This is a genomic window from Streptomyces sp. JLBG701 (assembly GCF_058544905.1).
Genome location: NZ_CM178588.1, coordinates 4116166 through 4142347, shown reverse-complemented (window position 1 = coordinate 4142347; position 26182 = coordinate 4116166). Strand labels below are relative to the sequence as shown.

Genomic DNA, 26182 nt, shown 5'->3' with positions numbered 1-26182 from the left:
GTTGTCGCCGGGTCCGGAGCTGCTGATTCAAGGCCTGCGTGGTGACCCGCCAAAGCGTGCCCTCAGGGCATGCCCTTCCACGTACAGCAGGCGTTTCAGGTGAATACTTACCTCATGTCTCACATGTGCGGTTTCTCTTCCTCGCTCCCGCCCGTTGCGCGCATGTCCGAGTTTCGCGTGCTCGTCGTGTGTACTGGCAACCTCTACCGTTCCCCGCTCGCTGAATTCCTGCTCAGGCAGCGGCTGTTCGAGGCCAGGCATGTGATTCATCTGAGCAGTGCGGGCACAGAGGCCGTCCCGGGCACGCCCCCGGCGGCCGCGGCCGCATCTCTCCTCCTCGGGCGTGGCGTCGATCCCTCGGGGTGGGTCTCCCGCCGGCTGACCGCCGAGATGGTCGAGAGTTCGGATCTGGTACTGGGAGCCGCGACGGAGCACCGCGAGGCCGCTGTGCGGCTGTCCCCCGTACGGGCGTTGTCCCGCGCGTTCACCATCCGTGAGTTCGCCCGGCTGGTGCGGGCGGGGGACGCCGCAGGCCTGGAGGATCCCGCCGCACGGTTCACGGCTCTCGTCCAGGGTGCGGCTGCTCGGCGTGGCGTCCTGCGGGCGCACGCGGGCCGGGACGACGTCGACGACCCTGCCCGTGCGCATCCGCAGCGATTGCGGGAGTGCCTCCTGGGAATCGAAGAGGAGGTGGAGCGCATCGCGGCGGCCGTGTGGACCGGATGAGGCGCGTCTCGGTCAACCGTGGCGGGTGGCGGGAGAGGGCCGGTCATTGATCGGCTCAAGAAGGTGGAGCGTCGGCGTACGGCTCTGCTGCGCAGGCACCACATACAGGGTGTGGACGGTGTGGCCGCGTTCGACGCCGCCGTTCACCGCGACGGGCCGACCATCCAGTGCCGCCACCGGTCAGGCTGACTCCGCGCCCTCGCCGGCGTAGCGGGAAGCGATCAGTCGGTTGTCACCCGGTCCGGTGCGGTGGGGCGGCATTTCGGCACGCTGAGTGATGGGGGGAGACCGGGTACGGGTTGCTGTTCCCGAGGCCGCATGCTCCACATCAAACCGGTCGGCGACGTGTGCCGGACCGCGGACCATGCTGACCGGTCGCCCAGGAGCGGCATGCGCGCGGCTACGTATCAGGCCGGGCCGGTCGTGAAGCGGTGCGCCCGGGCGGCTGTGGGCCACCTGGGACCACAGCACCGCGCCCCGTACCCCCGGAGCGGCATGCTCCGGGGGTACGGGGCGGACTGCCGGTGTGCACCCAGCTTTCGCTGGGCAGCCGGCAACTTCGGTGCGGGCGAGCACTCCGGTGAAGGTGACCCAGCAGGTTCGCTGCCGCAGTTGTCGCAGCCGCACGACGGACCGCGACGGTCAGCGGCGCTTCAGTCTCCGGGCAGCCATGACCGCCCAGCCGCCGAACAGCACCAGCGCGGTCGCCCCGCCCAGCAGGATGGGCGTGCGGTCCTCACCGGTGTTGGCGAGGTGCGGCTTGTGCGAGTGCACGAAGATCCTGGCCGAGAGAGTGTGCACCGGGTCCCAGGCTTTGAGGCGGAAGAGGTGCTTGCCCGGATGGGTTCGCTTGGGGACGGTGACGGTGCCCTCCACGGTGCCGTTGCCGTCGGCCGTGAAGTGGCCCAGCACGACCTTGTGCGAGAAGAGCGCCGCTTCCACCGACTGACCTGATTCGAAACCCGTTCCTTCGAAATCGAACGAGTCTCCTGCGTCGACGACGGTGGTGCTGAGGGTGAGAGTCGGAGCCGGGGGCGGATACGGTTGGGCCTGGGCGGGCACCGCCCCGACGACTGGTGTCACGGCCAGGACAGCGGATGCTGCCGTGGCCGCTAGGGCGACACGCCATTTCGATGACGCCGTCATCGCATTCACGCTCCTCTAGGTGAGATCAGGCCGACAGCATGGTGCGACCCGTGCGTACGGTATGCGGATACATAGCGCTTGATCGGTCCTGATAACCGTTGTGTCGCGGTAAGTCGCCATATGGCGCACGCGGATCACCGGACTGGCGTTAGGGAGGCCGGGAACAGAGGTCGGGCTTGCGTAGTTTGACGGCTTTGAAGCTGTACGCTCACTTTGCCCTTTCAGGATCTACGCATCCCTCACCAACTGGCTCGAATGGGACGGACTATCTTGGATCTGCCCAACTACCTTCGGATCCTCGCCCGCCGCTGGCGCGCCGTCGTAGTACTGGGGCTGCTGGGAACGGTGATCGGAGCGCTCGCCGCCCTTGTCGCCACCCCGCAGTACCGGGCTACGTCAACTCTCTTCGTGTCGCTCCAGGACTGGGACGACACGGTCAAACTCAACCAGGGCAACAGCTTCGCCCAGGCGCGCGTCCGCTCATACGCGGAAGTGGTGGTGAGCCCGAAGGTGACCGAGCCGGTCGTGCGGGCCCTGCGCCTGGAGATGACGCCTGCTCAACTCGCCCAGAAGATCACCACCGAGGTGCCGCTCGACACCGTTCTGCTCAAGATCACTGTCACGGACGCCACGCCGTCCGAGGCAGCCCGCCTCAGTAACGCGCTCGCCGGCCGTTTCGCTCAGGTCATCGCCGACATCGAAAGGCCCGCGAACGCTCGTACCTCACCCGTGCGGTTGAGCGTCACCGAGCCGGCGGTCGAGCCCTCCGAGCCCTCCTCGCCGAACCTCGCCGTCGATGTCGCACTGGGACTCGTGGGCGGACTGGTACTGGCATCCGGCTTCGTGGTCGCACGGGAGTCACTGGACGCCTCGATGCGCTCCCGCGACGATCTGACGCAGTGTCTGGTCCAAGCCGGTGGGCCGGCTGTGCTGGGAAGCGTCACGTATGACGCGCGCACGTCCGACTGCCCGTTGGCCACCCGCGACGACGCCTTCGGCCGGCGAGCGGAGGACTTCCGCCGGCTGCGCACCGGCCTGCAGTTCGTGGACATCGACAACCCGCCCGAGATCATCGCGGTCACCAGTGCCCTGCCCGGAGAAGGAAAGACCAGCATCTCGGTCAACCTGGCCGCCACGCTCTCCGAGGCCGGTTCCTCCGTGTGCCTGGTGGACGCCGACCTGCGCCGCCCCAACGTGGCGCGCACCCTTGGCCTGGTTCAGGACGCGGGGCTCACCACAGTGATGATCGGCCGGGCGACGCTCGACCAGGTGATGCAGTCGGCGGGCTCCTTCTCGGTGCTGACCAGCGGAGCCCTTCCTCCCAACCCCGCGGAGATGCTCGGATCGGAGCAGTTCCGGGCGGTGGTGCGCTCGCTCGCGGACAAGTTCGACCATGTCGTCGTCGACACCGCACCGGTGCTTCCGGTGGCGGACACGCCCGCGATGGCCCCGGCGGTGGACGGCTACCTGCTGGTGGCGCGCTTCGCGAAGACCAGCCGCAACCAGGTCACCGACGCGGTTCACGCCCTGCAGGGCGTCGGTGCCACCATGCTCGGCGGGATCCTCAACATGACCTCGGTAAAGGGCGACAGTGATCGCTACTCGTACGAATACTCGTACCGCCCGGCGACCGATTCACCACGTCGGCCCCGGTTCTGGGGCCGCCGGAAGCCCGCGCCGATCGGCGGCCTGCCGGCACCGTCCAGGCCGCAGATGCTCCCTCTCCGCGAGCCTGCGGCCACAGCGGCCGGCCCAGCGGGCGGCGGTCCCGGTCCGACGGCGGTCCAAGGCGAACCCCCTCGCTGAACGATCGGGGTGAAGCCATGCGGCTCAAGCTCGTGGTCCACGTTGCGGCCGTCCTGCTGGTCGGCGGTGTCCTGGCCCACCCCTGGAGAGCGGGAAACGGAACCGTGGACGGTGTCCCGCACGGCCGCGAACCGGCCGCCGAAGGCCCCGAGCGGTTGCGGGCGGAGGTCCTCGAAATCCTCCCTCACGACCCCGGGGCCTTCACCGAGGGCCTGGAGATGACCGGCGGCACGCTCTACGAGGGCACGGGCCTGGCAGGGCAGTCGTCCCTTCGCGCCGGGCCGCCCGGTAGGGCCCCTGCCGCCCGCGTCGAACTACCGGCTCCGTTGTTCGGCGAGGGCGTCACCGTTGTGGGGCGGACGCTGTGGCAGCTCACGTGGCGAAACGGCATCGCGGTCGAGCGTGACGTACGGACGCTGGCCGAATTGCGGCGGGTCCGCTACGCGGACGAGGGCTGGGGGGTCTGCTACCAGCGTGACCGCGGCCGTCTGGTGACGAGCAACGGTTCCTCCCGGCTCGTCTTCCGGGATCCGAAGACGCTGGCGAGACGGGGTGAGGTGGCCGTCACCTCGCGCGGGCGTCCCGTGGCACGGCTGAATGAGCTGGAGTGCGTCGGCGGCAGCGTGTACGCGAATGTGTGGCCGTCCCACCGGATCGTACGCATCGACGCCGACACCGGCGTGGTGACCGGTGAGATCTCGGTCGCATCCCTGCTGAACGCGGCGGAGCGGAGACATGCAGATGTTCTCAACGGGATCGCCGCCGTGCCCGGTACCGACGAGTTCCTCCTCACCGGCAAGTGGTGGCCCAAGATGTTCCGGGTCGTGTTCGTCGACAGATGACGGCAGCCTCGTGCTGGGGACGTCCCTCACGGTGAGGCGATCACATCGTCGTGGTCGAGGGACGGCCCCGTCCCTGCGCCGGACGGGCAGTGGCCGGTGTGCAGGGGTGATGCCGACGCTGTCAGGGGCATGCCGGTTCCGGAGCGTTCGGTGGGTGAGGGGCTACCGGCGGTCGCCCCGGTCCGCCGCCGCGTCCCTTTCCGGGGTTTGGCCCAGGCGCCGTACGGGCGAACCGGCCAGGAAGGCCTGGATGTCCTCGACGGCCTGGCGGTAGTACGTCGCGTAGTTGGCCTGGGACACGTAGCCGAGGTGGGGCGTGGCGAGCAGGCGGGGGGCCGAGCGCATCGGATGGTCGGCGGGCAGCGGTTCGATGTCGAAGACGTCGACGCCCGCGCCCGCGATGCGGCCCTCGTGCAGGGCGGCGAGCAGGGCGCCCTGGTCCACGATCGCCGCGCGTGAGGTGTTGATGAGGTAGGCGGTCGGTTTGAGGAGGGCGAGTTCGGCCGCGCCGAGCAGGCCGCGGGTGCGCTCACCGAGCGCGAGGTGCACGGAGATGAAGTCGCTGTCGGCGAGGAGCTCCTCCTTGGACGCGGCCAGGTGAACGCCGACCTCGTCGGCGCGTTCCTTGGTGAGGTTCTGGCTCCAGGCGCTGACGTGCATGCCGAAGGCGAGGCCGATGCGGGCGACCTGACTGCCGATCTTGCCGAGGCCGAGCAGGCCGAGGCGGCGGCCGTGCAGGTCGGCGCCGACCGTGCTCTGCCAAGGGCCGCCGGAGCGCAGGGCGTTGCTCTCCTCGACGATGCCGCGGGCGAGGCCCAGCAGCAGGGCCCAGGTCAGTTCGACGGGCGGCGTCGCGGAGCTCGCCGTGCCGCACACGGTGACGCCGTGCGCCTCGGCGGCGGCGTAGTCGATGACCGTGTTGCGCATGCCGGAGGCGACGAGCAGCTTCAGCCGGGGCAGACGGGCCAGCAGCGAGCCGGGGAACGGGACGCGTTCGCGCAGGGTGACCACGACGTCGAAGCCGGCGAGCGCCGCGGCCAGGGTGTCCTCGTCGGGGAAGTGGGTGTCGAAGGAGACGACCTCCACGTCGTCCGCGAGCGGTGACCAGTCGGCGACCTCGGTCGCGGCCTTCTGAAAGTCGTCCAGCAGAGCGCAGCGCAGGCGCACGTCGGTTCCCGTTCCTTTCCCCGCGGGGGCGTCAGTGGGGCCACCGTATCCACCCCTCTCCGTCCACCGACCGGTGGACCCGGACACGTCGGAGCGCGGGACACCACTGGCGCGCCATGGTCGGCCGGCTCGCGCGGCCCGAGGTGACCGCCGCGCTGCGGAACCTCGCCAAGGAGGTCGAGGGCGACCCCCGTACCTACGCGGTGGTGGTCGCCGTGGAGCGCGGACTGCTCGTACGACCGGCCCGGGACGCCTGAGAGGGGAGAGGAGAGGCCCGGCCGACCGAATCACGCGGATGCCGCGGGGGCCCGGTTCCATGGCGGCGGTCTTCGACAGGCCGTGCACCAGGCCGTACGACTCCCATAGTTCGGCGGCGAGTTCGGCCCACTCCTTGGCGCTGGTGACCGCGACGGCCTTGCCCAGAAGCCGCTCGGTCACGGCCGCTCCCGTGAGCGATGCCGAGCGTTCGGGATCGGTACGGGATCAGGGCCGTTCACCACGGTGTTGGAGACGGTTCCGATGCCTTCGACGGTGAGTGCGACCGTGTCGCCGGGCTTCAGCGGTGGCGGGTCCTGGCTGCCTCGGACGCCCCAAAGTTCGGCTAGGCAGCCGCCGTTGCCGCAGGTTCCGGAGCCCAGGATGTCGCCGGGGCGGACGACGGTGCCGCGGGAGGCGTAGGCGACCATCTCCTCGAAGGTCCAACTCATGTTGGAGAGCAGGTCCTTGCCGACCACCTCGCCGTTGATCTCGGCGGTCAGCGCGAGGCGCAGGAAGCCGTCGGTGTCGCGGTACTTCTCCAACTCGTCGGCGGTGACCAGGTAGGGGCCCAGGGTGGTGGCCGTGTCCTTGCCCTTGCAGGGGCCGAGGCCGACCTTCATCTCGGCGGACTGCAGGTCGCGGGCGGACCAGTCGTTGAAGACGGTGTAGCCGACGATGTGGTCGCGGGCCTGCTCGGGGGTGAGGTCGCGGCCCTCCTTGCCTATCACGGCGGCGACTTCGAGCTCGAAGTCGAGCACGTTCGACCCCGGCGGCATGGGGATGTCGTCGTGCGGGCCGTACACCGCGTAGGGGTTGGTGAAGTAGAACGTCGGCGCCGCGTACCACCGTTCGGGCACACCGGTGGCCCCGTCCACGGACTTCCGTACGCCCTCGACGTGTTCCTCGAAGGTGACGAAGTCCCGCACGGTGGGCGGCTGGAGCGGGGGCAGGAGTCGTACGGCGGAGACGTGGGGGCCGGCCGGGACGTCGAGCATCGCGGAGCCCGCGTCGAGGAGTTCGGGCAGGCCGCCTCCCTCGGCGAGCAGGCCGGTCAGTGAGCTGACGCCGGGCAGGGGGTAGAGCGTGCCGTCCTCTTCGACGACGGCCACCTGGCGTCGGCCTTGGTGTTCGTACGTTGCGAAACGCATGGCAGGTCCAGAGGAGAGGAGAGGGGAGTCGGGGGGATCAGACCGGCGGGGCGACGAACACGCCTCGGTCGACGTCGTTGAAGGACTCCTTGGCGACCAGTTCGTTCATGGGGTTGGCGGTGCCCCACTGGTCGGTGACCTCGGGCCGGGAGAAGTCGTAGACGTGCGGGTGCCAGGTGTCCTCGTCGAGGACCTCCAACTCCGTCGTGTACTCGACCGTGTTGCCGTGCGGGTCGAGGAAATAGGTGAACGTGTTGTCGCCCGCCATGTGCCGGCCCGGACCCCAGACCTTCTGGAAGCCGGCCCGCATCACACGGCCGGAGCCGCGCATGTACTCGTCCAGGCCGCGCATCTCGAAGGAGACGTGGTGCAGGGCGGTGTGAGGGCCCTGGGCGATGGCCATGGAGTGGTGCTGGTTGCTGATCCGCATGAAGTGCATGACCTCGCCCATGTGCGGCGAGCTGAGGGTGTCGGAGAGGCAAAAGCCCAGGTGGCGCTCGTACCACTCCCGAGTCCGGTTCAGATCGGGGGAGTTGAGGACGACGTGCGACAGCTTGACCGGGATCGCCTCCTTCTCCTCGATCTTGCGGTGCCGGCGGACCTCGACGTCGGCGGAGACCTCGATGGTGCGGCCGTCGACGTCGAAGAAGCGGAAGCCGTAGCCGCCGCCGGGGGTGTCGACCTTGCCCGGCTGGGAGATCAACTGCACTCCGCCCGCGAGCAGTTGCTCGGCGAGCGTGTCGACATCGGCCACCGAAGCCGCCCCGTACGACACGAGGTCCAGCCGCTTCTCGTCGGCCCTGCGCAGCCGTACGACGTACTGCTCGGGGCTGCCCTCGGCGGCGAGGAAGGAGATGCCGGAGTCCTCGGCGACCTTGGTCAGGCCCCAGATGCCGGCGTAGAAGTCGAGTTGCTTGTCGTAGTCGGGCACGGCGAGGTCGACGTGCCGGAGGTGGGTGAGCAGGCGTGCGGTCATGGTGTCGGTCGGTCCTTCCGGAGGAGGGCGGCTGCGTTGCCGCCCCGTACGGCGTGGAAGTCGTGCTCGGGCAGGTCCGCCGCGCGCAGCGCGGCCAGCGGGTCGTCCGTGCCCATGTCGAAGGGGAAGTCGGAGCCGAGCAGGACCCGGTCGGGACCGGCCGCCCGGATCAACTCCCGTAGTACGTGGGGGTCGTGGACGAGGGAGTCGAAGTACAGCTGCTTCAGGTAGCTGCTCGGTTCCCGTGAGCAGGCCTGGGCGTCGGGGCGGGTCCGCCAGGCGTGGTCGGAGCGGCCGAGGTGGGTGGGCAGGTAGCCGCCGCCGTGCGCCGCGATCAGCTTCAGTGTCGGGTGGCGGTCCAGGGCTCCGGAGAAGATCAGATGCGAGAGGGCGACCGCGTTCTCGGTGGGCTGGCCGACGGTGTTGGACAGGTACCACTGGTCCAGGCGCTCGTCGAGCGTGCAGCCGAAGGGGTGCAGGAAGAGGAGGGCCCCCTTTTCCTCCGCCCGGCTCCAGAGGGGTTCGTACGCGGGATCCGACAGCTCGTGGCCGGGCGCGTGCGAGGAGATTTCTACGCCCCTCAGCCCCTGGTCCAGTGCGTGGTCCAGCAACTCGACGGCGAGGTCGGGGTGTTGGAGCGGGACCAGGCCCAGGCCGTGCAGTCGGTCGGGGGCCTTGGCGCAGTGTGCGGCGGTGCCCTCGCTGGCCAACTGGCAGACCTTCTCGGCCAGTTGGAGGTCGGTCCAGTAGTGGTAGTGCGACGGGGACGGGCTCACCAGCTGGATGTCCACGCCCTGCGCGTCCATGGCCGCCAGGCGTACGGCGGCGTCCGTCAGCTTCGGCACGCGCGCGCCGACCATGGGGCCGTTCACGGTCAGGGCTGCCGGGCCGTTGCGGCGGGCGTCCAGGCCGCGGGCCTCGGCGAGGCCGGGATGACCGGCGACGGCCTCCTCCACCTCCGGGAGGAGGAGGTGGGCGTGGATGTCGATCGTCGGTATCGACAGGGGGTCGGGCAGGTCGGTCCGGTCGGTCACGGGCGTTCCTTCAGGGCGCTCAGGGTGCGGTACATCAGTCCGGGTACGTCCGCGTCGCGCACCCCGTCGAGCAGCCACTGGCCGAGCTGGACGGAGGCGTCGACGACCATGCGCACGCGGGGCAGCCGTCGGGCGTGGTAGTCGGTGAGGAGCCGGTCGAGGGATTCGGCGTCCCAGGTGTCCAAGTCGCCCCGGCCGGTCAGCAGTTCGGCGAGGACCAGGACGTCCTCCAGGGACATGGCCGCGCCCTGGGCGAAGGTGGGCGGGCAGGCGTGAGCGGCGTCACCGACCAGCACGACCCGGCCGCGGTGCCACGGGCCCTCCACCAAGTGCCGGTCGAACCAGGTGTAGTTGACGGCCTTCGGGTCGGTGAACGCGGAGCGGAGCTCCTCCCACGCGCCGCCGTAGCCCTCGCTGAGCGCACGCATCTCGTCGGCGTACGCGTCCGGGTTCAGCGAGGCCCGGTCGCGGGCCGGTTCGACGAGGTAGGTGTAGACCGTGTCCTCGCTGGTCGGGCAGTACCCGGCGATGAAACAGCGGCCGCCGTAGATCATCTCGGTGCGGCGGACGCCGGCCGGGCGGGGTGCGGGGGCGCGCCAGATGCCCATGCCGGTGGGCTCGGGCCGGTCGGTGATGCCGATCATGGATCGGGTGGCGGAGCTCAGTCCGTCGGCGCCGACGACCAGGTCGTAGCGGCGGCTGGTGCCGTCGGAGAAGGTGACGTCCACGCCGTCGGCGTCCTGCTCGAACGCGGTGGCGGTGGTGCCGAGGCGGATGTCGGCGCCCGAGGCCCGCACCTGGTCGATGAGGAGCTGCTGCAGCCGGGGCCGCTGCATGCCTATGTGGGCGGGCAAGTCGTCGCCGCCGGTGCGGAGTTCGGCGTGGGCGTGCAGCACGGTGCCGTCGGGGGCGAGCACGGCGACGCCCTCGGCGGCGTAACCGTCCTTCTCGATGGCTTCGAGGACTCCGACCTCGCGCAGCACGCGCAGGGCGTTGCCCTGGAGGGTGATGCCGGATCCTGCCGAGGCCTTCCAGTCGGTGCTTGCCTCGACCAGGTCGACGGCGATACCGGCCCGGCGGAGCAGGACGGTCAGGGCGTTTCCGGAGGTGCCTCCGCCGACGACGAGGACAGAACGCGTGAGGCTGGTGAGGCTGGTGGGGTTGTCAGCCATGTCGGGGATACCTCCCGGGTTGGGCCGCGCGGCTTTGGGCGGCAGAGGGCTCGGGGAACGGGGGACGGGGTACGGGGACGTGGGCTACTTGACGGCGATCGGGTTCACGGGGGAGCCGACGGCGCCGGTGATGGGGAGGGGAGCGGCGGTGAGCCAGAACTCGTAGACGCCGTCGGCAGCGCAGTCCGCGGCGAGCGCGTCGAGGTCCCACATCTCGCCGATGAGCAGGCCCATGTTGGGGATGACGACCTGGTGCAGCGGCTGGAAGGCGTTCTCGAACTCGTTCGGCCGGACCTCGAAACCCCAGGTGTCGGTGGCGATCGCGGCGATCTCGGTGCCGTGCAGCCACCCGGCGGTGGTGAACGACAGCCCGGGCGCGGGTCCGCCCGCGTAGTCGCCCCAGCCGTCCCGCCGGGCGCGCGCGAGCCGTCCGGTGCGGACGAGGACGATGTCGCCGCGGCCGACGGTCACCCCGTGGGCCTCGGCGGTCGCGGTCAGGTGCGTCTCGGTGATCGGGAAGCCGTCGGGCAACTCGCCGTCGGTGCCGATGACTTGGCCCACGTCGAGGAGAACACCGCGCCCGGCGACGTACGGCGCCATGTGCTCGATGCCGGTGACGAGGTCGCCGTCGGAGGTGACGACCTTCTCGGAGTCCCGCCCGTTCCACGCCTTGCCGTGGTCGAAGATGTGCCCGAGCCCGTCCCACTGCGTGGAGCACTGCAAGGGCATGCTGATCACGTCGTCGGCGCCGCCGATGCCGTGCGGGAAGCCCTGGTTGTTCAGGGCCGCGTCGGTGCCGGTGTCCAGCATGGTGTGGACGGGGTTCGTCCGTCGGCGCCAGCCCTTCTGCGGGCCGTTCATGTCGAAGGACTGCGAGAGCGAGAAGCTGACGCCCCGGCGGACCAGTGCGGCTGCCTCGCGGCGCTTGGCCTCGTCGAGGAAGTTGAGGGTGCCGAGCACGTCGTCCTCGCCCCAACGCCCCCAGTTGGAGAACGACTTGGCGGCCTCGGCGATCGCGCCCTCCGGGTCGTGGCGGTCCAGGTCCCGGTTCTGGTCCCGGTTCAGGCTCATGCCGGCACCTCCGCCACACAACGGGTGCGCTGCACGCCCAGACCGGTGACGGAACCCTCCATGACGTCACCGTCCCGCAGCAGCCGCCCCCAGTGGATGCCGTTGCCGGCCGGGCTGCCGGTCAACACCAGGTCGCCGGGGAGGAGTTGAGCGCTCTGGGAGATGTACGACACCAGCCGTGCCACGCCGAAGAGCATGTCCTTGGTCGACTCGTCCTGCATGGTCTCGCCGTTCAGCTTCAGCGTGACCCGCAGGTCACCGGGGTCCGCGATCGACTCGGCCGGGACGAGATACGGGCCGAGCGGCGTGAATCCGGGCGCGTTCTTGCAGCGCAACCAGTCGGTGCCGATGGCCTTCATGTCCCGGCGGAAGACAGTGGCGCGGTCCGTGAGGTCGTTGGCGATCGTGTACCCGGCGACGTACTCCAGGGCCTCCTCGACGGACACCCGGTGGGCCGGCTTGGCGATGACGGCCGCCAACTCCAGCTCCCAGTCCGGCTTTTCGGCCCAGGCGGGCAGTACGACATCGTCGTACGGGCCCGTGATCGCGCTCGGCAGACCGATGAACACGTACGGCAGGTCCTCGGCGGCCCGGCGGTCCATGACCGCGGCGATCTCCGCGCGCGCCTCCTCCACGGTGCGCGGGTCGTCGGGGGAGCGGTGCGCGACCTCCAGGTCGATCACGTGCTGCCGGTAGTTGGCACCGGACTGGAAGATCTGGCGGGGCTCGATCGGGGCGTGCACCCGCAGGCCCTCCAGCGGTCGCCAGTCGAGGGCGACGTCGTCCGCGAGGGAGTACAGGACGGGGAGGGTCTCCTCCCACCGCTCCACGACGGCACGCAGGCCGGACGGTGCCCAGTCCAGGGCGCTGCTCAGGTCGAGTACCCGCTCCTTCGCCAGGAGGCCGGGGAAGGGATCCCCGTCCTGAGCGGAGAACGTGCCGAGCGCGAACGGGCCGGCAGGTTGCGCGAGCGTTGCCATCAGATTTCCTCCTGCTGGGTTGCGGTCTACTCTGACCCTGATCGACCAATCACGGAAATCAATCCTGTGGATGCGCCGAATCCACGGCATGGATAGTGCGTGAGTGGTGCCTGGATGGCTCTTGCTCGCATAGGTCTCGCATTGGTGGTGCCTGGTGAACCTGTCCCGACTCGACCTCAATCTGGTCCTCGCCCTGCGCGCGCTGCTGGAGGAGCGCAACGTCACCCGGGCCGGCGAGCGCGTCGGGCTGAGCCAGCCCGCGATGAGCGCGGCGCTGTCCCGGCTGCGCCGCCATTTCGACGACGAACTGCTCGCCAGGACGGGCAACGCCTATGAACTGACCCCCCTCGGCGTCGCCCTGCGGGACCGCAGCGCCACCGCGTGCGACCTGCTGGAACGCGTCTTCTCCAGCCAGGCCGACTTCGACCCGGCCGCGGAGTCCCGTGAGTTCACCCTGCTCGCCTCCGACTACGGGGCGGCCGTCTTCGGTGCCGCGCTCGCCCGCGCCCTGCACGAGGAGGCGCCCGGCATCCGGCTCACCTTCCAGCACTCGACGCCTGCGGTGGTGGAGAACACCGCCACCGTGCTGAGCACCGTCGACGGTCTGTTGCTGCCGCACGGCATCATCGACGGTTTCCCCGCGGTCGACCTGCACCAGGACCGTTGGCTGTGCCTGGTCGCCGACGACAACCCCGAGGTCGGCGACGAACTCACCCTCGACCAGCTGTCGCGCCTGCCCTGGGCCGTCTACCAGCGCCCCTACGACGCCCCGGCCGCCCGCCAGCTGAGCATGATCGGCATCAGCCCCCGGGTGGAGGTCTCCGTGCAGACCTTCCAGCTCCTGCCGCACATGGTCGAGGGCACGAGTCGCGTCGCGATGATCCAGGAGCGGCTGGCCCGGAAGGCGGTCCGTTCCGCCGCGGTGCGGGTCCTGCCCTGCCCGTTCGAGGCGGTACCGGTGCAGGAGGCGATGTGGTGGCATCCGGTGCATGCGCAGGATGCGGCGCATATCTGGCTGCGGGGGAAGGCGGCCGAGGTGGGCGCAACGCTCACGACGACCCCCTAAGGGGCGCGGGGCTGTATCGATGTGCGGCTCCGCCGCGTGGGCGAGACCAGCCACGAACCAGCCGCACACGCCGATGCGCAGTCCGTGGCAGACGCGGCTGCGGCTTGTAGGTGGGCTGGTCGCGCAGTTCCCCGCGCCCCTAGGTGGGTTGCCCTGCCGTATGCCTATGAGGTGCCCACAGACCCACCGCGACAGCCGCGGCGGCCAGCCCCAGCACCCCCACCGCCCCCGCCAGGCTCCCCACCGCCGACTCCCCGGCGAGCAGCACCAGCGGGCAGACGAACTCCCCGCCGAAGAACGCCGCCATCCACAGCCCCGTCCCACGCCCACGATCCTCGAACGCCAGCCGGGACATCGCGCTGGTCAGCAGCGCCGGCAGCAGCATGCCCGTGCCCACGCAGTTGATCACCGCGCCGATGACCAGCAGCGGGGCGTTCCCCGCGAGGAACATCACCCCGAAGCCGATCGCGCAGACCGCGAATACGGCGGGCAGCATCGGGTCGGGCGAGCGCTTGAGCCGGGCGAAGGTGACCGCCCCGCCCACGGTGGCCGCACTGGCGATCGCGGTGGCCAGACCGATCACACCGGAGTTCTCCACGCCCAGGTCGTCGAGCAGGTACGACATCTCCACCGGGACGGTGTAGAAGACCATCGCCCCGAAGAAGGTGAGGGCACAGATGCCCGCCAACTGCCGCCAGGGGAAGGCCTGGTGTGCGGCCGGGACATCCTCCGTGACCGTACGGGGCGCCGGGTTGGTCAGTGCCGTCGCCATCAGCGGAGCGAGCAGCAGGCTCACGCCGTACACCCAGAACGGCACCCGCCAGCCCGCCGACCCGGCGGCGCCGCCCAGCACGAAGAAGACGGTGGCCGACGCGGAGGCGCACATGGTCTGCAGGGCGAGGTACTTCACCCGCCGGTGACCGCTGTAGTAGTCGCCGATCAGAGTGGTGCAGCACGTCATGATGGCGGCCTCGGTGACCCCGACCAGGGCGCGGCTGGCGATGATGCCACCGAGCGAGTCCAGCCAGAGCGGGGCGGTGCCGAACACGGCGTACAGCAGGGTCGCCACGATCAGCAGGCGCTTACGGCCGAGCCGGTCCACGATCACACCGGCGAACGGGGCCAGCAGCGCCAGCGCCAGCGCCGGAACGGTCAGCGCGAGGGGCACCAGCGCCTTGGCCCCCGGGACCGAGGCGAAGTGGTCCTGCATTTTCGGCAGCACCGGGGCGATCAGCACGGCCCCCAGGATCGGCAGACAGCTGCCCGCCATCAGCAGGGTCACGCGCAGCAGATGGGCCGGGCCCGAGACGGCCACGGACGACGGAGCGGCATCGTCGACCGCGGTGGAAGACGGCAACGGAACGGAACCGGGCATGGCGACTCCAGGGACGGTGAACGGGAGCGGGCATGCCTTTCACGGTGCTTACGGGGCACGGCATGCGGAGGACGGCCGCACGCCGGCGGCTGGTCCGGACAGCGGCGTGCGGGTAGGGACGACTATGGGTCGTCGGGCGCCCGGTCGCCATCCTCCGCGCGATCCGAATCCCGTATCCGGCTCATCCACACCATGGATGGGCATCGCCCGCTCCCGGGCGTCGCGAGGAGCGGTCAGAAGCCTCCGGGCGTACGACCGAGGGTGCCCTCGGGGTCACCCGGGTCGGCGCCCTTGACCTGGCCGAAGTAGAGCTCGACCTGGGAGCGGAAGCGCTCGACCTCGCCACGGTTCGCCATGAACTTCGCGAACGCCTTCGGGTTTGTGTTCTTGTACGACGCCAGCGGCTGGAGTCCGGCCGGCGGGGCGACGTCCTCACGGACGGACCAGGTCCAGGTGGCGATGGCGTTCGTCTGCACGGCCTCGGAGTCCAGCCAGCTCATGAAGAGCTTGGCGCCCGCCTTGTGAGGGGCGTCCTTGAAGATCGCGCCGCGCTGGGCCCAGGAGTTGAAGCGCTCGGTGTTGGAGAAGACCTGGGTGCCGTTCGGGCGTGCGTCGCCGCCGACGGCGATGGAGGCGAGGTAGTCGCCGCTGGCCACACCGGCGGCCGATCCCGGGACGCCGCGGATCAACTTGGGGTTCTGCTGGACCAGTTGGGCCAGGTAGTCCCACCCGTACTGGTCGACGATCTGCTTGTAGCCGAACAGCACGGCGTCGTCGTCATTGGGATAGGTCAGGATCAGCTTGTTCTTGAACGCCGGCTTGAGCAGGTCAGTGGCCCGCGAAGATCTTGTCCCAGTCGACCGGCTTGTACTTGAGCAGGTCGCCGTTCTTCTTCCAGCGGTCGAAGTCCTGGGTGGTCTGCAGGATCGCGGCGTCGGCGACGAGGTCGCCGGAGGCGAGCTGGTTGTCGATACGGGCGTCGTGGTACTTGCTCAGGTCGGTGACCAGGTGCAGCTCGACGTCCGGGAACTGCTTCTCGAACGCGGACGCCAGGCCGTCCCACTGACCGGGCGCGTCGCCGCCCATGTAGACGGTGACCTTGCCGCCCTCGGCCTTGGTCAGCCGGTAGAGGGTCTGGAGCTGGTCCTGCTCGCTCGCGGCGGTGTGCCGGTGCGCGGTGGTGTCGGCCATGGCGGTCGTGGCGACGGCGGTCAGGGCCAGGGCGGTGGCGACGGCCGCGCCTATCAGCTTGTTCCGGCGCGTCAGCTTGTTCCGGTGCTTCATGGCGATGTGCTGCCTCTCGGGTGCGGGCAATCGTTTGAGACTTCAAACGTTGCGTTGCGGTGCACGCTAGCTCTGGAGGTTTGAAGATTCAAACAAAGACGGGATAAAGTGCGACCATGCCCACGACGCCACGCTGGCTCGATGACGAGGAGCGACGAGCCTGGCTCGCCTACGTCGAGTTCTCCACCCTGCTCTCCGACCACCTGAACCGGCAGCTGCGGCGGGACGCGGGGGTGACGCACGCCGACTACACGCTGCTGGCCCACCTGTCCTCCGTACCGGACCAGAGCCTGACCATGTCCGAGCTGGCCGAGCGGCTGAAGATCACCCGCAGTCGGCTCACCCATGCCGTGACCCGCCTCCAGCAGACCGGCTACGTGGACCGCCGCGACGACCCCGCGAGCCGGCGCAACCAACTCGCCGTGCTCACCGAGCAGGGGCGTCAGCTTCTGGAACGGGCGGCGCCCGGCCATGTCGAGGCCGTCCGCCGTGCGGTCTTCGACGCGCTCAGTCCCGACCAGGTGCGCCAGTTCGCGGAGATCGGCGAGGCGATCAACGGCGCGCTCCAGCGTGTGGACGTAGCCCAGGGCGATCAGGAAGTGCTGCCCTGGCGCCGGCGATAGGTCAATTGCGGGTGGGGCGAAGTAAGATTCAATCTACGTAAGAATCCATCTACGTTAATTCCCCCTGGGGGCGCGTCGTGGAGTTCCGAGGCCGGGCCCGAGACCTTGAGCTGCTGGCCGAGCAGTACCGGACCGTGGTCGAGAGCGCCGGTGCCACCCGGGGACGGGCTGTGATCATGACGGGCCGGCGTCGGGTGGGGAAGTCGCGGCTGGTCCAGGAGTTCTGCGACCGATCAGGAGCCCCGTACGTGGTGTTCCAGGCCACCCGGGGGCGTAACCCGGTGGCGGAGCGCGCCGACTTCACCGCGACCCTCGCGCAGTCACCGCTGCCGGGCGCGGAGCTGGTGGCCGGCCTCCAGGCGCAGGACTGGAACCAGGCCCTGCGCTCGCTGGCGCTCACCGTCCCCGATGACGCACCCAGCATCGCGGTGATCGACGAGGTGCCCTGGCTGGTCGAGCAGGATCAGGAATTCGAGGGGGCACTCCAGACTGTCTGGGACCGTCACCTGTCGTCAAAGCCCGTGCTTCTGCTGCTGGTTGGCAGCGACGCGTCGGTGATGGAGGCGCTGCAGTCGTACGGGCGTCCGTTCTTCGGTCGGGCGGCGAAGATGACCGTCCGTCCGCTGAATCTGGCCGATGTGCAGGCCATGACCGGGCTCGATGCCGCGGGGGCCGTCGACGCCCAGCTGATCACCGGCGGATTTCCCGAGATCGTGCAGTCGTGGCGGCCCGGCATGAGCCGTACGGCCTTCCTGCGGGCCTCGGTCGCGAGTCCGCTCTCACCCCTGCTGGTGGCCGGGGAATTGTCCCTGCTGGGCGAATTCCCCGAGGCCTCGCACTCACGGGCCGTACTGGAGGTGGTCGGCAGCGGTGAGCGCACGTTCAGCGCGATCGCCGCCCGGGCCGGCGGCGCCGGCGCACTGCCGTCCGGCACACTCTCCCCGCTGCTGGCCACACTGCAGTCCAAGCAGGTCCTGGCCGCCGACCTCCCCTTGTCCGTCAAGTCGGACAGCAAGAACAAGCGCTACCGGATCGCCGACCCGTATCTGCGGTTCTGGCTGGCGTTCCTGGCTCGCGCGATCCCTCTCATCGAGCGTGGCCGCGGCGACCTGGCGCTGGAACGCATCGAGCGATCCTGGACGACCTGGCGCGGACGGGCGGTCGAGCCACTGATCCGTGAGTCCCTGCTGCGTCTGATGCCCAGTGAGGTGTGGCCCGAGACCGAGGCCGTCGGCGGCTGGTGGAACCGTCAGAACAACCCCGAGCTCGACCTCGTCGGCGCCGACCGCGAGCCGGTGGCCCGGCAGGTGCACTTCGTCGGCTCGGTCAAGTGGCTGGAGACCCAGCCCTTCGGCCGCCATGAATACGACGCCCTGGTACGCGACATGCTCGCCGTCCCCGGCACCGACGCGAACACTCCGCTGGTCGCGGTCTCCCGCTCCGGGGTGACCGAAGGCCTGCCGCTGACCGCGCACTGGGGGCCGGATGATCTCGTACGGGCATGGCGGCCGGGTCAGTAGTCGAGGCTCGGATACCAGTCGCCACGGCCCCGGGGGGTCAGGTCGAGCAGGTGCCAGACCGGGGCCAGGAGGTCGATACCGCGCTGGTCGATGTCGTCGGCCATACGGGGGTGGGCGGAGTAGGTGTGACGGACCGTGCCGTCGGCGTCGCGGGTGAAGACGGAGACCGTGGAGTCCTGCTCGCCCTCCTTGTCCTCGCTGCCCAGGTCGTACTTGAACGCGCTGTCCCCGCAGCTCAGCAGCCGTAGCCGATGCCAGCCCCGGTCGCGGGCGTGCCGGCGCAGGGTGGGCGGGTCGGCGGCCGCCGCGATGACGAAGTCGGCGTTGCGGTCGATGTGATGGACGATGCCGTTGAAGCCGTCGATCCACAGGGTGCACATCAGGCAGGGTTCGGTCTGCGCCTTGCCGTACATGAAGTGGTAGACGATCAGCGGGCGGTCCGGGGCGGTGAACAGCCCGCTCAGCGCGACCTCGCGGACCGGCGTGTCCCCGTCGCCGAGGTCGGCGGGCCCCTCGACGAAGGTGTAGTCGTCCACAGGCGGGCCCGGCGGAAGCGCCCTGCGCCGGGCCGCGACCTGCTCGCGGTGGTGCATGAGCTCGATCTCCGCCAGGCGCAGCTCCTCGCGGGCGGTGAGGTAGTCGTCGGATTCCCCGGCCAGTCTGGTCTGCCGCAACATCGCGTCCTCCAGGGGTGGGCGTTTCCGGTCCTTCAAGCCTATGGCGGCCCAAGGGTTCGCGGACCGGACAGGGCGGTTCCCCGCAGCCTTGGCCGCCGGGCATCGGAACCGGCGCACCCGAGCGATCCTCGGCAGCCAGACGAAGCGGTCGGTCAGTTCCCGTGTCGCCCGGCAGAACGGCGGCGGCGCCGGGCCACATGGCCGGCCGCCAGAGCAAGGGAGCCGACGGCCAGGGCCGCGCCCAGAGCCTGCTCGAAGTCGGCCGGGTGCGTGCTGCCGCCGATGCCGACATTGACGCCGAGCGTGGGAGGGGCGGACACGGTCAAGGTGGTGGCGCTCCTTCGGGGCAAGACCTCGCAGGCGATGCCGTCGTCGGGACCCTGGTCCTCGTCCAGCCGGCTCGGGTCGCTGGGGTCACGGGCCAACTCCGCCTGCGCGTCTTCCTGGAAGACGAAGTCCCGGCAGTCCAGGTCGGTTTGCGCGTGTGCCTGGCCCGTCATCGGTCCGGTGGCGACGAGAGCCGTCACCGCGGCGGAGAACATGATGCGTATGCCCATGGGGCGTTCCTTCAGGTGCGGTGGTTTCTTCGACCCCCACCGCGACCCTATGGATCCAGGTCCTGCTTGGGCGCGTATTCCTAGGCCGTACGGAGACGTCACAGCCCGGCCGTGCCCAAACGGCTCAACGGCGCCGAAGCGGGCTGCTGTGATCCGGGATGTCTGACCTGCGGAAACCCAGAGATCAAGCGGAGCGCCCCCGGCAGGGCGCTTCGCAGAAGGATGGCGGCCTGAGCTGGGGGTTTCGGCGGGGAAGCTCGTCGTTGAGGGGAGTTTTTGCCCGACCGCGCGGGGGAGGGCGGGGCGGTGAGGCGGCCCGTCGTGCGGTGCGATCCGGAGGTGTGGGTGCGGCGCGCGGGTGCGGTGGTGGTGGCGGGGGTTGGGGCGTATGCGTCGTACGTCCATCAGCGGGAGTTCGCCCTGCAGGGTGGGGCGGACCCCGCGAGCGCCGCGTTGTGGCCGCTGTCGGTGGACGGGTTGCTTCTTCTGGCGACGGTCGGGTTGCTGAAGCCGTCCGGACGTGGCGGCCGTCGTGCCCGGTGTGTGGTGTGGCTGGCCTTTCTGCTCGGGATCGCGGTCTCGCTGGCCGCCAATATCGCAGCCGCGCCGGCTCTCGCCTGGAAGCCGGTGCTGGTGGCGGGGTGGCCGCCTGTAGCGTTGCTGCTCTCGGTCGAGCTGCTGGCCCATCGGTCGGCCATCCAGGCGGAGACGGAGCGCGACGACAAGGACGACGATCAGAGCGATGGTGTCCGTGAGCACGCCCAGGGTGATCTGCTGGACGTGCCCGGCGCGTGGATGCCCGGCACCGGGAGCTGCATCAGCGTCCGGTCTCGGCTGAGTCGCTACGTAAGGAACTGCGGATCGGTGCCGACCGGTCGAGGCAGTTGGTGGCGCTGGTGCGTGCAAGCCGTAACGGCAGCAGTTGAGGTCGAGATATCCGGCCTGTACCGCCTGTTGACGACGGTTGAAGTTCGCCCGCTGTCGAGACGGCCACCGTCGAGTTGAACAGCGTGCTTTCCAGGGCCGCGTCCACCCGCACCGTGACGCACGCAGGTCTTCACTCGCTCTGCGAGGACTTTTCGATCGCATGACTTCGCCATTGCCTGCGGGGTTGAAGACCAGCCAAGTCTTTGCAGACGCACGGGTTGCGGCGATGGCGGAGGCATGTGTTGCCGTTCGCAATGTCGCTCCTCTATTGCCTTTGTGATCAAGCATTACGTATTGAGGGGAGATCGTTGCTGTAGGGAAACTCCGCTTCCTGTCAGATGGTCATGATCAGGCCAAGCGTCATGCGCGACCGTTCGGATGACCCTTGACGTTTCGATTTCATGCTCCGTTAACTCAGCGCACTTTTGAGTTTTCTGTGACTCTCTGAGGTGGGGGCTGTGGGGATGGGGTGGGGGAGTCGCGGCGTGTCTGCGCGTGACGTCGGGCGATGGCGCCGCGGTGCGGCCCGGACGACGGTCGTGGGCGTGGCGTTCGTGCTCGCGGCGGTCGGTATCTCCGGAGCGGGCGCCGCCGTCGTACGCGAGGCGGTGACGGTTGGAGTGACTGCGGCTGTCGCGGCGACGTGCGCTTCGGGGGTGGACCCGGACTACAACGGCGACGGCATCCGTGACATAGCGATCGCCGATCCGGAGGCCACCGTGGGTGGCAAGGCCCGCGCAGGCCGTGTCGACGTTGTGTACGGCGGTGACAAGGGCACCAAGCGGCTGGATCAGGATCTTGCCGAGGTGCCCGGCGCTGCGGAGGCGGGTGACCAGTTCGGGTTCAGCCTGGCCTCGTTCGACGCGAACGAGGACGGCTGTGACGACCTTGCGGTCGGTATCCCGCACGAGGCGATCGGCACCGCCGCCGACTCCGGATACGTCAACGTGCTCTACGGCTCCCCTGCCGGGCTCGCCCAGGGCGCGGCCGCAGTGAGCTACAGCCAGGACCAGGAGGCGGTGCCGGGCGCCTCCGAGGCGGGCGACTGGTTCGGCTACTCACTGGCGGCGGGCAGCACCGGAGGAGAGCCCTTCCTCATCATCGGAGCTCCGGGCGAGGACCTCACGACGACGGAACCCATGGTGGACGCCGGACTGGTGGCCTACTGGCGTGGCGGCGCGTTTGTGGACATGCACCAGGACACGGCCGGCGTTCCCGGCACCGCGGAGAAGGACGACCGCTACGGCGCACAAGTGGCCGCTACGTCAAACCACTTCGCCATCTCATGCCCGGGTGAGGCCATCGGTACCGACACCTTCGCCGGCGGCGTGGGGGTCTTCGGTCACACCTACACCGACGGCGTGCCGACCTCGGTCATCGGCCTGGACCAGGACGGCACACTCAGCAACGGCACGAACGTGTTGGGTGGGGCCGAGCCCAGCGACAGTTTCGGCAAATCGCTGGCCATGGTCCCCTTCCGCAGTTCGGGGACGGGCACGCCAACGGAGTCTCTGTTGATGGTGGGTGTGCCCGGTGAGGATCACCCGGCCGACGCCGACGGGGGCCAGGTGCAGGTGTTCCAGGTGACCTCGGCGGGCGTCGTGTCGGAGCGTCCGATCATCCACCAGAACGTCGTCGGCGTCGACGACGGTGCCGAGCCGGGTGACCTGTTCGGCGAACGGCTCGCCGCCGTCAACACCGCGCCGAGCTCGGCGGGTACGGCCGCCACCGTGCTCGTCGCGGTCGGCGTACCCGCTGAGGACGTCGGGGACGCACGCGACGCCGGTGCGGTGCAGACGTTCCCGCTGGTCGGCGCACCCGGCGACGGCGACGTGTGGATCGAGCAGGGCATCGCTGGAGTCGGCGGGGACGCCGGCCCGCAGGAGTATTTCGGGACCGGCCTGGGCGCGACCGGCGCCGCGCTGTACCTCGGTGTGCCGTACGGGCCTGCTGCTGACCGGGCCGTGTACGGCCTGCCTTGGGCCAACGTGGCGCCCGGCGGGACCGCGGGCTCGGTGCAGACCTGGAGACCGGGCGAGGGCGGCATTCCGGCCGACGACGTTACGGCTTTTGGAGCGGTGGTTCGATGAGCGGGGCGAAGAAGGAGCAACACCAAGCCTCGAGATCGGCGTTGATCGCGCTCGTCACGGCCGGACTGGTCGCGGCTGGCGTGGCGGGGGTGCCAGCCGAGTCCGTGGACGTTCAGCCCCGGACCATCGCGGCCACCGCCACTCCGGCCGCGCTGAAGCAGGTCGTCGAGGAGGGGGTGGCTACCGAGGAGGAGGCGCTGGCGGCGGCGCAGGAGGCGGGCCAGAGCGTCGAGGTGACGGGCTTGCGTCAACAGCGCCGGACCGTGGTCGCGAACAGTGACGGCACTTTCACGGCCAAGGAGTTCGCCGAGCCGGTGCGCACGCTGAAGGGTGGAGCGTGGGTGGACATCGACGAATCCCTCGTTCAGCGTGCCGACGGAAGTTGGGCGCCGAGGGCGACCACAACCGATGTCACCTTTTCCGGCGGTGGCGACGGGCCCTTCGCCCGCGTGCGGGTCGCCGGGCGCGAACTCGCCCTGTCCTGGCCGGGCGGCGCGCTCCCGAAGCCGTCGGTCGACGGGGACTCGGCGACGTATCGCAACGTGCTGCCCGATGTGGACCTCGTGGTGCAGGCGGAGCCGGACGGCTTCGGTCACCTCGTCGTGGTCAACACTGCCGAAGCCGCGAAGAATCCGGACCTCGCCCGCCTCGAACTGGGCGTGGACACCAAGTCACTGACCCTGCAGGAGACCACCTCGGGTGCGCTGCGGGCCCTCGACAGCGATTCCAAGGGCGTGGTCCTGGAGGCCGGTTCGCCCGTGATGTGGGACGCAGGCGAACAGGAGAACGGCACTGCCACGACGGCCCGCACCGCCTCCTTCGCAGCCGGGGCCGCGGCCACCGCGAGCGACCTGGAACCGCCTCAGGACGCCACCACCGCCCCGGTCGACCTGGAGGTGAGCCAGGACAAACTGACGCTCATCCCCTCCCATGACCTGCTGACCGATCCCGGCACCTCCTTCCCGGTGGTCATCGACCCGACCGAGAAGACCACCAGCCGTACGGCCTGGACTTCGGTGATGAAGGGCATGCCGAACGAACAGGACTGGAAGTTCAGCGGCTCGGCCGGCGTGGGCAAGTGCCCGATCGACTACAACCCGGTCGCCTGCAACGGCGTCGACGTGCGCCGACTCATGTACACGATGCCAACCTCCTTCTACAAGGGGAAGGACATCCTGGAGGCCACGTTCGCCGTACGGGTGGCGCACATCTACAGCGCGACCCCGGAGGACGAGCCGGTACGGCTCTACCGCGTCGGCGGCAAGAACTTCGGCATCTCCTCGTCCACAGACTGGGGGAACACGGACACTCTGTGGGACAGCCACATCATGACCGTGGACAAGGCGATCTCGCCTGTGTCCTGCTCCAGCGCGCCCAACCTGCGCTTCGAGTCCGGCAAGGGCGGCGCCCTCACTCAGGAGGTGCAGGCCGCGGCCACCGGTGGCTGGACCCAGATGACGTTCGGGCTGCGAGCCACGGACGAGGGCGACCTGCACGAGTGGAAGCGGATGTGTGGCAACGCCGTCCTGGAGGTGACCTACAACCGCCCGCCCGCGAAGGTCTCGATGAAGGAGATGTGGGCCAGCCCGGGCGGAGTGTGCGCCACCTCGACCGGCGCCGTGCGCTCCCCGCACGTCGACGAGATGCCCAAGCTGCTGGTCATCCCGCGCGACCCCGACCACTCCAAGGACGAGGCGGAACCGGTCAAGGTGCGCTTCCGGATCGAGTGGACCGACGAGAACGGCAACGCCCAGCAGTACGAGAAGGACACCGGCTACTCCTCGCCGACCGGCGCCAAGTTCGAGCACAAGATCAAGGTGCCCAAGGGCAAGCCCGCGATCCCCGAGAACGGCAAGGTCTACTGGTCGGCGGCGGTCTACGACAAGGCCACGTGGGGCCCGTGGAGCTGGGAGGGCGAGGCCACCGTGCGCTGCGAGTTCGTCCTGGACCGCAATGTGCCGGGCAAGCCCGACGTCGACTCCAAGGAGTTCCCCGAGGAGAAGTCCGGTGAGCTGGGCGTGGGCGAGACAGGAACCTTCACCTTCTCGCCCAACCTCGGCGACAAGTTCGACGACGACGTGACCCGCTACTCCTACGACTTCACCACCGACGCCGTCGGCCCGAAGAACGTCACACCGCCGTCGCCCACGGCCCCCGTCTCGGTGCAGTTCACACCGGGGCAGCTCGGCACGGTGGTGCTGGAAGTTACGTCGTACGACGCGGCCAACAACCCCAGTGCCCCGGCGGTGTACTCCTTCGTGGTCAAGGAGGGGAAGAGCGTCGCCGGCCAGTGGAACCTCGGCGACGACCCACTGCCTTCCACCGAGGGTCGGCATGTCAAGGACGAGAGCGACAACAGCCGGGCCGCGAGCGTGGGCGCCGGTGTCAGCTTCACCACGAAGGACGGCCCGGGCGGTACGGCGGACCGGGCGGCCCACCTCGACGGCAGCGCCGATGCCTACCTGACCACCGACGCGCCTGTGGTGGACACCGCGAAGGGCTTCTCGGTCAGCGCCTGGGTACGGCCCACCGCACTGGACAAGGACGGCGTGGTGGTGAGCCAGGACGGTGCCGGTGAGCCCGGGTTCACGCTCGGCTATGACGCCGTGGCCAAGAACTGGTCGTTCACCGTCCCGGCCAACGACGTCGAGTCGCTCGGCGCCTGGCGGGCCACCGCCACCACCAACGCCACCTGCAAGGACAGCACCACCAAACCGGTGTGCCCGAACGAGTGGGTCCACCTGACCGGTGCTTACGATCCGGCGACGGGACAGCTCCAGCTGTACGTCAACGGCGAGTTGAAGAAGACCGTCGTCCGGCAGTCCAACTGGTCGGCGCGCGGCGGCCTGCAGATCGGCCGTGCCGTGACCAAGACCGGGTACGCCCGCAACTTCACCGGGGACATCGCGGAGGTCCGCGCCTACGACCGGCTCACCCCGGCGGCGGAGATCAAGTCGATGCTGACCGTCAAGCCGTCCCGCAAGGGTTACTGGCCGCTCGACACCGTCGGGTCCGGTGCGAGCCCCGACACGGTGGGTGGGCGTGTTCTGACCCTGGGCGGCGGCGCCACGCTGTTCCAGCAGACCCAGGACCAGCTGGTTGAGGGGCCCTGGCCGCTCGTCACGTCCGTGGGCGAGCAGGGCGCCGTTCCCGGCGGTCACCTGGTGCTCGCCGCCGGCGGATACGCGGCCACCTCCTCGGCTCCCGTCAGCGCGGACGGCAGCTTCACCGTCGCTGCCCGGGTCCGCGTGGCCGCCGAGTCGGACACCACCGACCAGACCCTGTTCTCGCTCCCGGGCAGCAAGACCAACCGCTTCCTGGTCCGCTACACGAAGTACACCGCGGACAACCCGTACGGACACTGGGAGTTGGTGGTCCCCGGCAGCGACGACTCGGCCGCCACGGCCCTGACCATCCCCGACGACCAGGCGGGCGACCCGACACTGGACGGCGGACAGCACATCGCCGTCGTCTACGACGGCCTCACCAAGCGGCTGCGGCTCTACGTCGACGGCCAGCTCGCCGACGCCGACAACGCCCGCGACCACAAGATCGGTTACTGGGCCGCCGCCGGCGGGCTACAGATCGGCCGCGCCAAGTCCGGTACCGGATGGGCCGATTACCTCGGCGGCGAGGTAGACGACGTACGGATCTACACCGGGGCCGCCGATGCGGTCGCGGTCGGCTGGATGGCCGATCGTCTCGCACAGCCGGACCTGTGACGGACGGTTCCGGCC

24 protein-coding genes are annotated in these 26182 nt (G+C 69.8%); 10 read left to right on the top strand and 14 right to left on the bottom strand.

The genetic code is table 11. The annotated features are described in order from the left end of the window. Positions 1-162 precede the first annotated feature (162 nt). Entirely contained in the window at positions 163-726 is a 564-nt protein-coding gene (locus tag AC5DRG_RS18935; RefSeq protein WP_491811727.1) for an arsenate reductase/protein-tyrosine-phosphatase family protein, read from the top strand. A 12-nt stretch (positions 727-738) separates the two neighbouring features. On the opposite strand, the gene AC5DRG_RS18930 is transcribed toward AC5DRG_RS18935, so the two are convergent. Beyond that, positions 739-903: a hypothetical protein gene (locus tag AC5DRG_RS18930; protein WP_491811726.1), complete on the bottom strand. Its 165-nt coding sequence runs from the start codon at positions 901-903 to the stop codon at positions 739-741. A gap of 465 nt (positions 904-1368) precedes the next feature. After that, positions 1369-1872: a hypothetical protein gene (locus tag AC5DRG_RS18925; protein ID WP_491811725.1), complete on the bottom strand. Its 504-nt coding sequence runs from the start codon at positions 1870-1872 to the stop codon at positions 1369-1371. 255 nt (positions 1873-2127) lie between these two features. On the opposite strand from AC5DRG_RS18925, the gene AC5DRG_RS18920 reads away from it, so the two are divergent. Together AC5DRG_RS18920 and AC5DRG_RS18915 are read left to right on the top strand one after the other, a co-directional pair. Next, positions 2128-3678 carry a tyrosine-protein kinase domain-containing protein gene (locus AC5DRG_RS18920; protein ID WP_491811724.1) on the top strand — a complete coding sequence of 517 codons (1551 nt, stop codon included), beginning with the start codon at positions 2128-2130 and terminating at the stop codon, positions 3676-3678. Between the two features lie 17 nt (positions 3679-3695). Beyond that, entirely contained in the window at positions 3696-4520 is an 825-nt protein-coding gene (locus tag AC5DRG_RS18915; protein WP_491811723.1) for a glutaminyl-peptide cyclotransferase, read from the top strand. Between the two features lie 162 nt (positions 4521-4682). On the opposite strand, the gene AC5DRG_RS18910 is transcribed toward AC5DRG_RS18915, so the two are convergent. Beyond that, positions 4683-5687: a D-2-hydroxyacid dehydrogenase family protein gene (locus AC5DRG_RS18910; protein WP_491811722.1), complete on the bottom strand. Its 1005-nt coding sequence runs from the start codon at positions 5685-5687 to the stop codon at positions 4683-4685. 116 nt (positions 5688-5803) lie between these two features. On the opposite strand from AC5DRG_RS18910, the gene AC5DRG_RS18905 reads away from it, so the two are divergent. Next, positions 5804-5944 (top strand): hypothetical protein, encoded by a 141-nt coding sequence (locus AC5DRG_RS18905; RefSeq protein ID WP_491811721.1) that lies wholly within the window; start codon positions 5804-5806, stop codon positions 5942-5944. A 177-nt stretch (positions 5945-6121) separates the two neighbouring features. On the opposite strand, the gene AC5DRG_RS18900 is transcribed toward AC5DRG_RS18905, so the two are convergent. From AC5DRG_RS18900 to AC5DRG_RS18875, 6 genes are all read right to left on the bottom strand, one after another. Next, entirely contained in the window at positions 6122-7093 is a 972-nt protein-coding gene (locus AC5DRG_RS18900) for a fumarylacetoacetate hydrolase family protein (RefSeq protein ID WP_491811720.1), read from the bottom strand. A 37-nt stretch (positions 7094-7130) separates the two neighbouring features. Further along, complete coding sequence (locus tag AC5DRG_RS18895; protein WP_491811719.1) at positions 7131-8069, bottom strand: VOC family protein; 939 nt, start codon at positions 8067-8069, stop codon at positions 7131-7133. Then, positions 8066-9103 carry an amidohydrolase family protein gene (locus AC5DRG_RS18890; RefSeq protein ID WP_491811718.1) on the bottom strand — a complete coding sequence of 346 codons (1038 nt, stop codon included), beginning with the start codon at positions 9101-9103 and terminating at the stop codon, positions 8066-8068. Before AC5DRG_RS18890 ends, AC5DRG_RS18895 begins: the two co-directional genes overlap by 4 nt. Then, positions 9100-10275, bottom strand: coding sequence for an FAD-dependent oxidoreductase (locus AC5DRG_RS18885; protein WP_491811717.1), 1176 nt, complete (start codon positions 10273-10275; stop codon positions 9100-9102). Before AC5DRG_RS18885 ends, AC5DRG_RS18890 begins: the two co-directional genes overlap by 4 nt. Before the next feature lie 84 nt (positions 10276-10359). After that, positions 10360-11346, bottom strand: a complete 987-nt coding sequence (locus AC5DRG_RS18880) for a cyclase family protein (RefSeq protein WP_491811716.1) — start codon at positions 11344-11346, stop codon at positions 10360-10362. Continuing rightward, positions 11343-12326 (bottom strand): fumarylacetoacetate hydrolase family protein, encoded by a 984-nt coding sequence (locus tag AC5DRG_RS18875; RefSeq protein ID WP_491811715.1) that lies wholly within the window; start codon positions 12324-12326, stop codon positions 11343-11345. Before AC5DRG_RS18875 ends, AC5DRG_RS18880 begins: the two co-directional genes overlap by 4 nt. Positions 12327-12480: 154 nt before the next feature. On the opposite strand from AC5DRG_RS18875, the gene AC5DRG_RS18870 reads away from it, so the two are divergent. Further along, entirely contained in the window at positions 12481-13392 is a 912-nt protein-coding gene (locus AC5DRG_RS18870; protein WP_491811714.1) for a LysR family transcriptional regulator, read from the top strand. Positions 13393-13531: 139 nt separating this feature from the next. On the opposite strand, the gene AC5DRG_RS18865 is transcribed toward AC5DRG_RS18870, so the two are convergent. From AC5DRG_RS18865 to AC5DRG_RS18855, 3 genes are all read right to left on the bottom strand, one after another. Then, positions 13532-14767, bottom strand: coding sequence for an MFS transporter (locus tag AC5DRG_RS18865; protein WP_491811713.1), 1236 nt, complete (start codon positions 14765-14767; stop codon positions 13532-13534). Between the two features lie 233 nt (positions 14768-15000). Continuing rightward, on the bottom strand, positions 15001-15534 hold the full coding sequence (locus AC5DRG_RS18860; RefSeq protein ID WP_491811712.1) for a hypothetical protein: 534 nt from the start codon (positions 15532-15534) through the stop codon (positions 15001-15003). A gap of 61 nt (positions 15535-15595) precedes the next feature. Then, the gene (locus AC5DRG_RS18855; protein ID WP_491811711.1) at positions 15596-16051 is read right to left on the bottom strand and encodes a hypothetical protein; all 456 of its coding nucleotides are present in this window, start codon (positions 16049-16051) and stop codon (positions 15596-15598) included. A 116-nt stretch (positions 16052-16167) separates the two neighbouring features. Between AC5DRG_RS18855 and AC5DRG_RS18850 the strand changes: the two genes are divergently transcribed. Both AC5DRG_RS18850 and AC5DRG_RS18845 read left to right on the top strand, forming a co-directional pair. Further along, the gene (locus tag AC5DRG_RS18850) at positions 16168-16674 is read left to right on the top strand and encodes a MarR family winged helix-turn-helix transcriptional regulator (RefSeq protein ID WP_491811710.1); all 507 of its coding nucleotides are present in this window, start codon (positions 16168-16170) and stop codon (positions 16672-16674) included. Between the two features lie 77 nt (positions 16675-16751). Further along, positions 16752-18194 (top strand): ATP-binding protein, encoded by a 1443-nt coding sequence (locus tag AC5DRG_RS18845; RefSeq protein ID WP_491811709.1) that lies wholly within the window; start codon positions 16752-16754, stop codon positions 18192-18194. Here AC5DRG_RS18845 and AC5DRG_RS18840 read toward each other — a convergent pair. Continuing rightward, positions 18188-18871 (bottom strand): DUF899 family protein, encoded by a 684-nt coding sequence (locus AC5DRG_RS18840; RefSeq protein ID WP_491811708.1) that lies wholly within the window; start codon positions 18869-18871, stop codon positions 18188-18190. The two genes, AC5DRG_RS18845 and AC5DRG_RS18840, sit on opposite strands and share 7 nt — an antisense overlap. A 152-nt stretch (positions 18872-19023) precedes the next feature. Next, positions 19024-19428: a hypothetical protein gene (locus AC5DRG_RS18835; protein ID WP_491811707.1), complete on the bottom strand. Its 405-nt coding sequence runs from the start codon at positions 19426-19428 to the stop codon at positions 19024-19026. A gap of 306 nt (positions 19429-19734) precedes the next feature. Between AC5DRG_RS18835 and AC5DRG_RS18830 the strand changes: the two genes are divergently transcribed. The 3 genes from AC5DRG_RS18830 to AC5DRG_RS18820 all read left to right on the top strand — a co-directional run bounded on the left by AC5DRG_RS18830 (position 19735) and on the right by AC5DRG_RS18820 (position 26167). Continuing rightward, positions 19735-20433, top strand: coding sequence for a DUF2637 domain-containing protein (locus tag AC5DRG_RS18830; RefSeq protein ID WP_491811706.1), 699 nt, complete (start codon positions 19735-19737; stop codon positions 20431-20433). A gap of 407 nt (positions 20434-20840) precedes the next feature. Then, entirely contained in the window at positions 20841-22445 is a 1605-nt protein-coding gene (locus AC5DRG_RS18825; RefSeq protein WP_491811705.1) for a VCBS repeat-containing protein, read from the top strand. A 104-nt stretch (positions 22446-22549) separates the two neighbouring features. Further along, the gene (locus AC5DRG_RS18820) at positions 22550-26167 is read left to right on the top strand and encodes a LamG domain-containing protein (protein WP_491811703.1); all 3618 of its coding nucleotides are present in this window, start codon (positions 22550-22552) and stop codon (positions 26165-26167) included. Positions 26168-26182: the final 15 nt, after the last annotated feature.

Coding starts and splice junctions, on each gene's coding strand:
- AC5DRG_RS18935 (WP_491811727.1), top strand. CDS start 163: ATGTCCGAGTTTCGCGTGCTCGTCGTGTGTACTGGCAACCTCTACCGT.
- AC5DRG_RS18925 (WP_491811725.1), bottom strand. CDS start 1,872: ATGACGGCGTCATCGAAATGGCGTGTCGCCCTAGCGGCCACGGCAGCA.
- AC5DRG_RS18920 (WP_491811724.1), top strand. CDS start 2,128: ATGGGACGGACTATCTTGGATCTGCCCAACTACCTTCGGATCCTCGCC.
- AC5DRG_RS18915 (WP_491811723.1), top strand. CDS start 3,696: ATGCGGCTCAAGCTCGTGGTCCACGTTGCGGCCGTCCTGCTGGTCGGC.
- AC5DRG_RS18905 (WP_491811721.1), top strand. CDS start 5,804: ATGGTCGGCCGGCTCGCGCGGCCCGAGGTGACCGCCGCGCTGCGGAAC.
- AC5DRG_RS18900 (WP_491811720.1), bottom strand. CDS start 7,093: ATGCGTTTCGCAACGTACGAACACCAAGGCCGACGCCAGGTGGCCGTC.
- AC5DRG_RS18895 (WP_491811719.1), bottom strand. CDS start 8,069: ATGACCGCACGCCTGCTCACCCACCTCCGGCACGTCGACCTCGCCGTG.
- AC5DRG_RS18885 (WP_491811717.1), bottom strand. CDS start 10,275: ATGGCTGACAACCCCACCAGCCTCACCAGCCTCACGCGTTCTGTCCTC.
- AC5DRG_RS18880 (WP_491811716.1), bottom strand. CDS start 11,346: ATGAGCCTGAACCGGGACCAGAACCGGGACCTGGACCGCCACGACCCG.
- AC5DRG_RS18875 (WP_491811715.1), bottom strand. CDS start 12,326: ATGGCAACGCTCGCGCAACCTGCCGGCCCGTTCGCGCTCGGCACGTTC.
- AC5DRG_RS18865 (WP_491811713.1), bottom strand. CDS start 14,767: ATGCCCGGTTCCGTTCCGTTGCCGTCTTCCACCGCGGTCGACGATGCC.
- AC5DRG_RS18855 (WP_491811711.1), bottom strand. CDS start 16,051: ATGAAGCACCGGAACAAGCTGACGCGCCGGAACAAGCTGATAGGCGCG.
- AC5DRG_RS18850 (WP_491811710.1), top strand. CDS start 16,168: ATGCCCACGACGCCACGCTGGCTCGATGACGAGGAGCGACGAGCCTGG.
- AC5DRG_RS18840 (WP_491811708.1), bottom strand. CDS start 18,871: ATGTTGCGGCAGACCAGACTGGCCGGGGAATCCGACGACTACCTCACC.
- AC5DRG_RS18835 (WP_491811707.1), bottom strand. CDS start 19,428: ATGGGCATACGCATCATGTTCTCCGCCGCGGTGACGGCTCTCGTCGCC.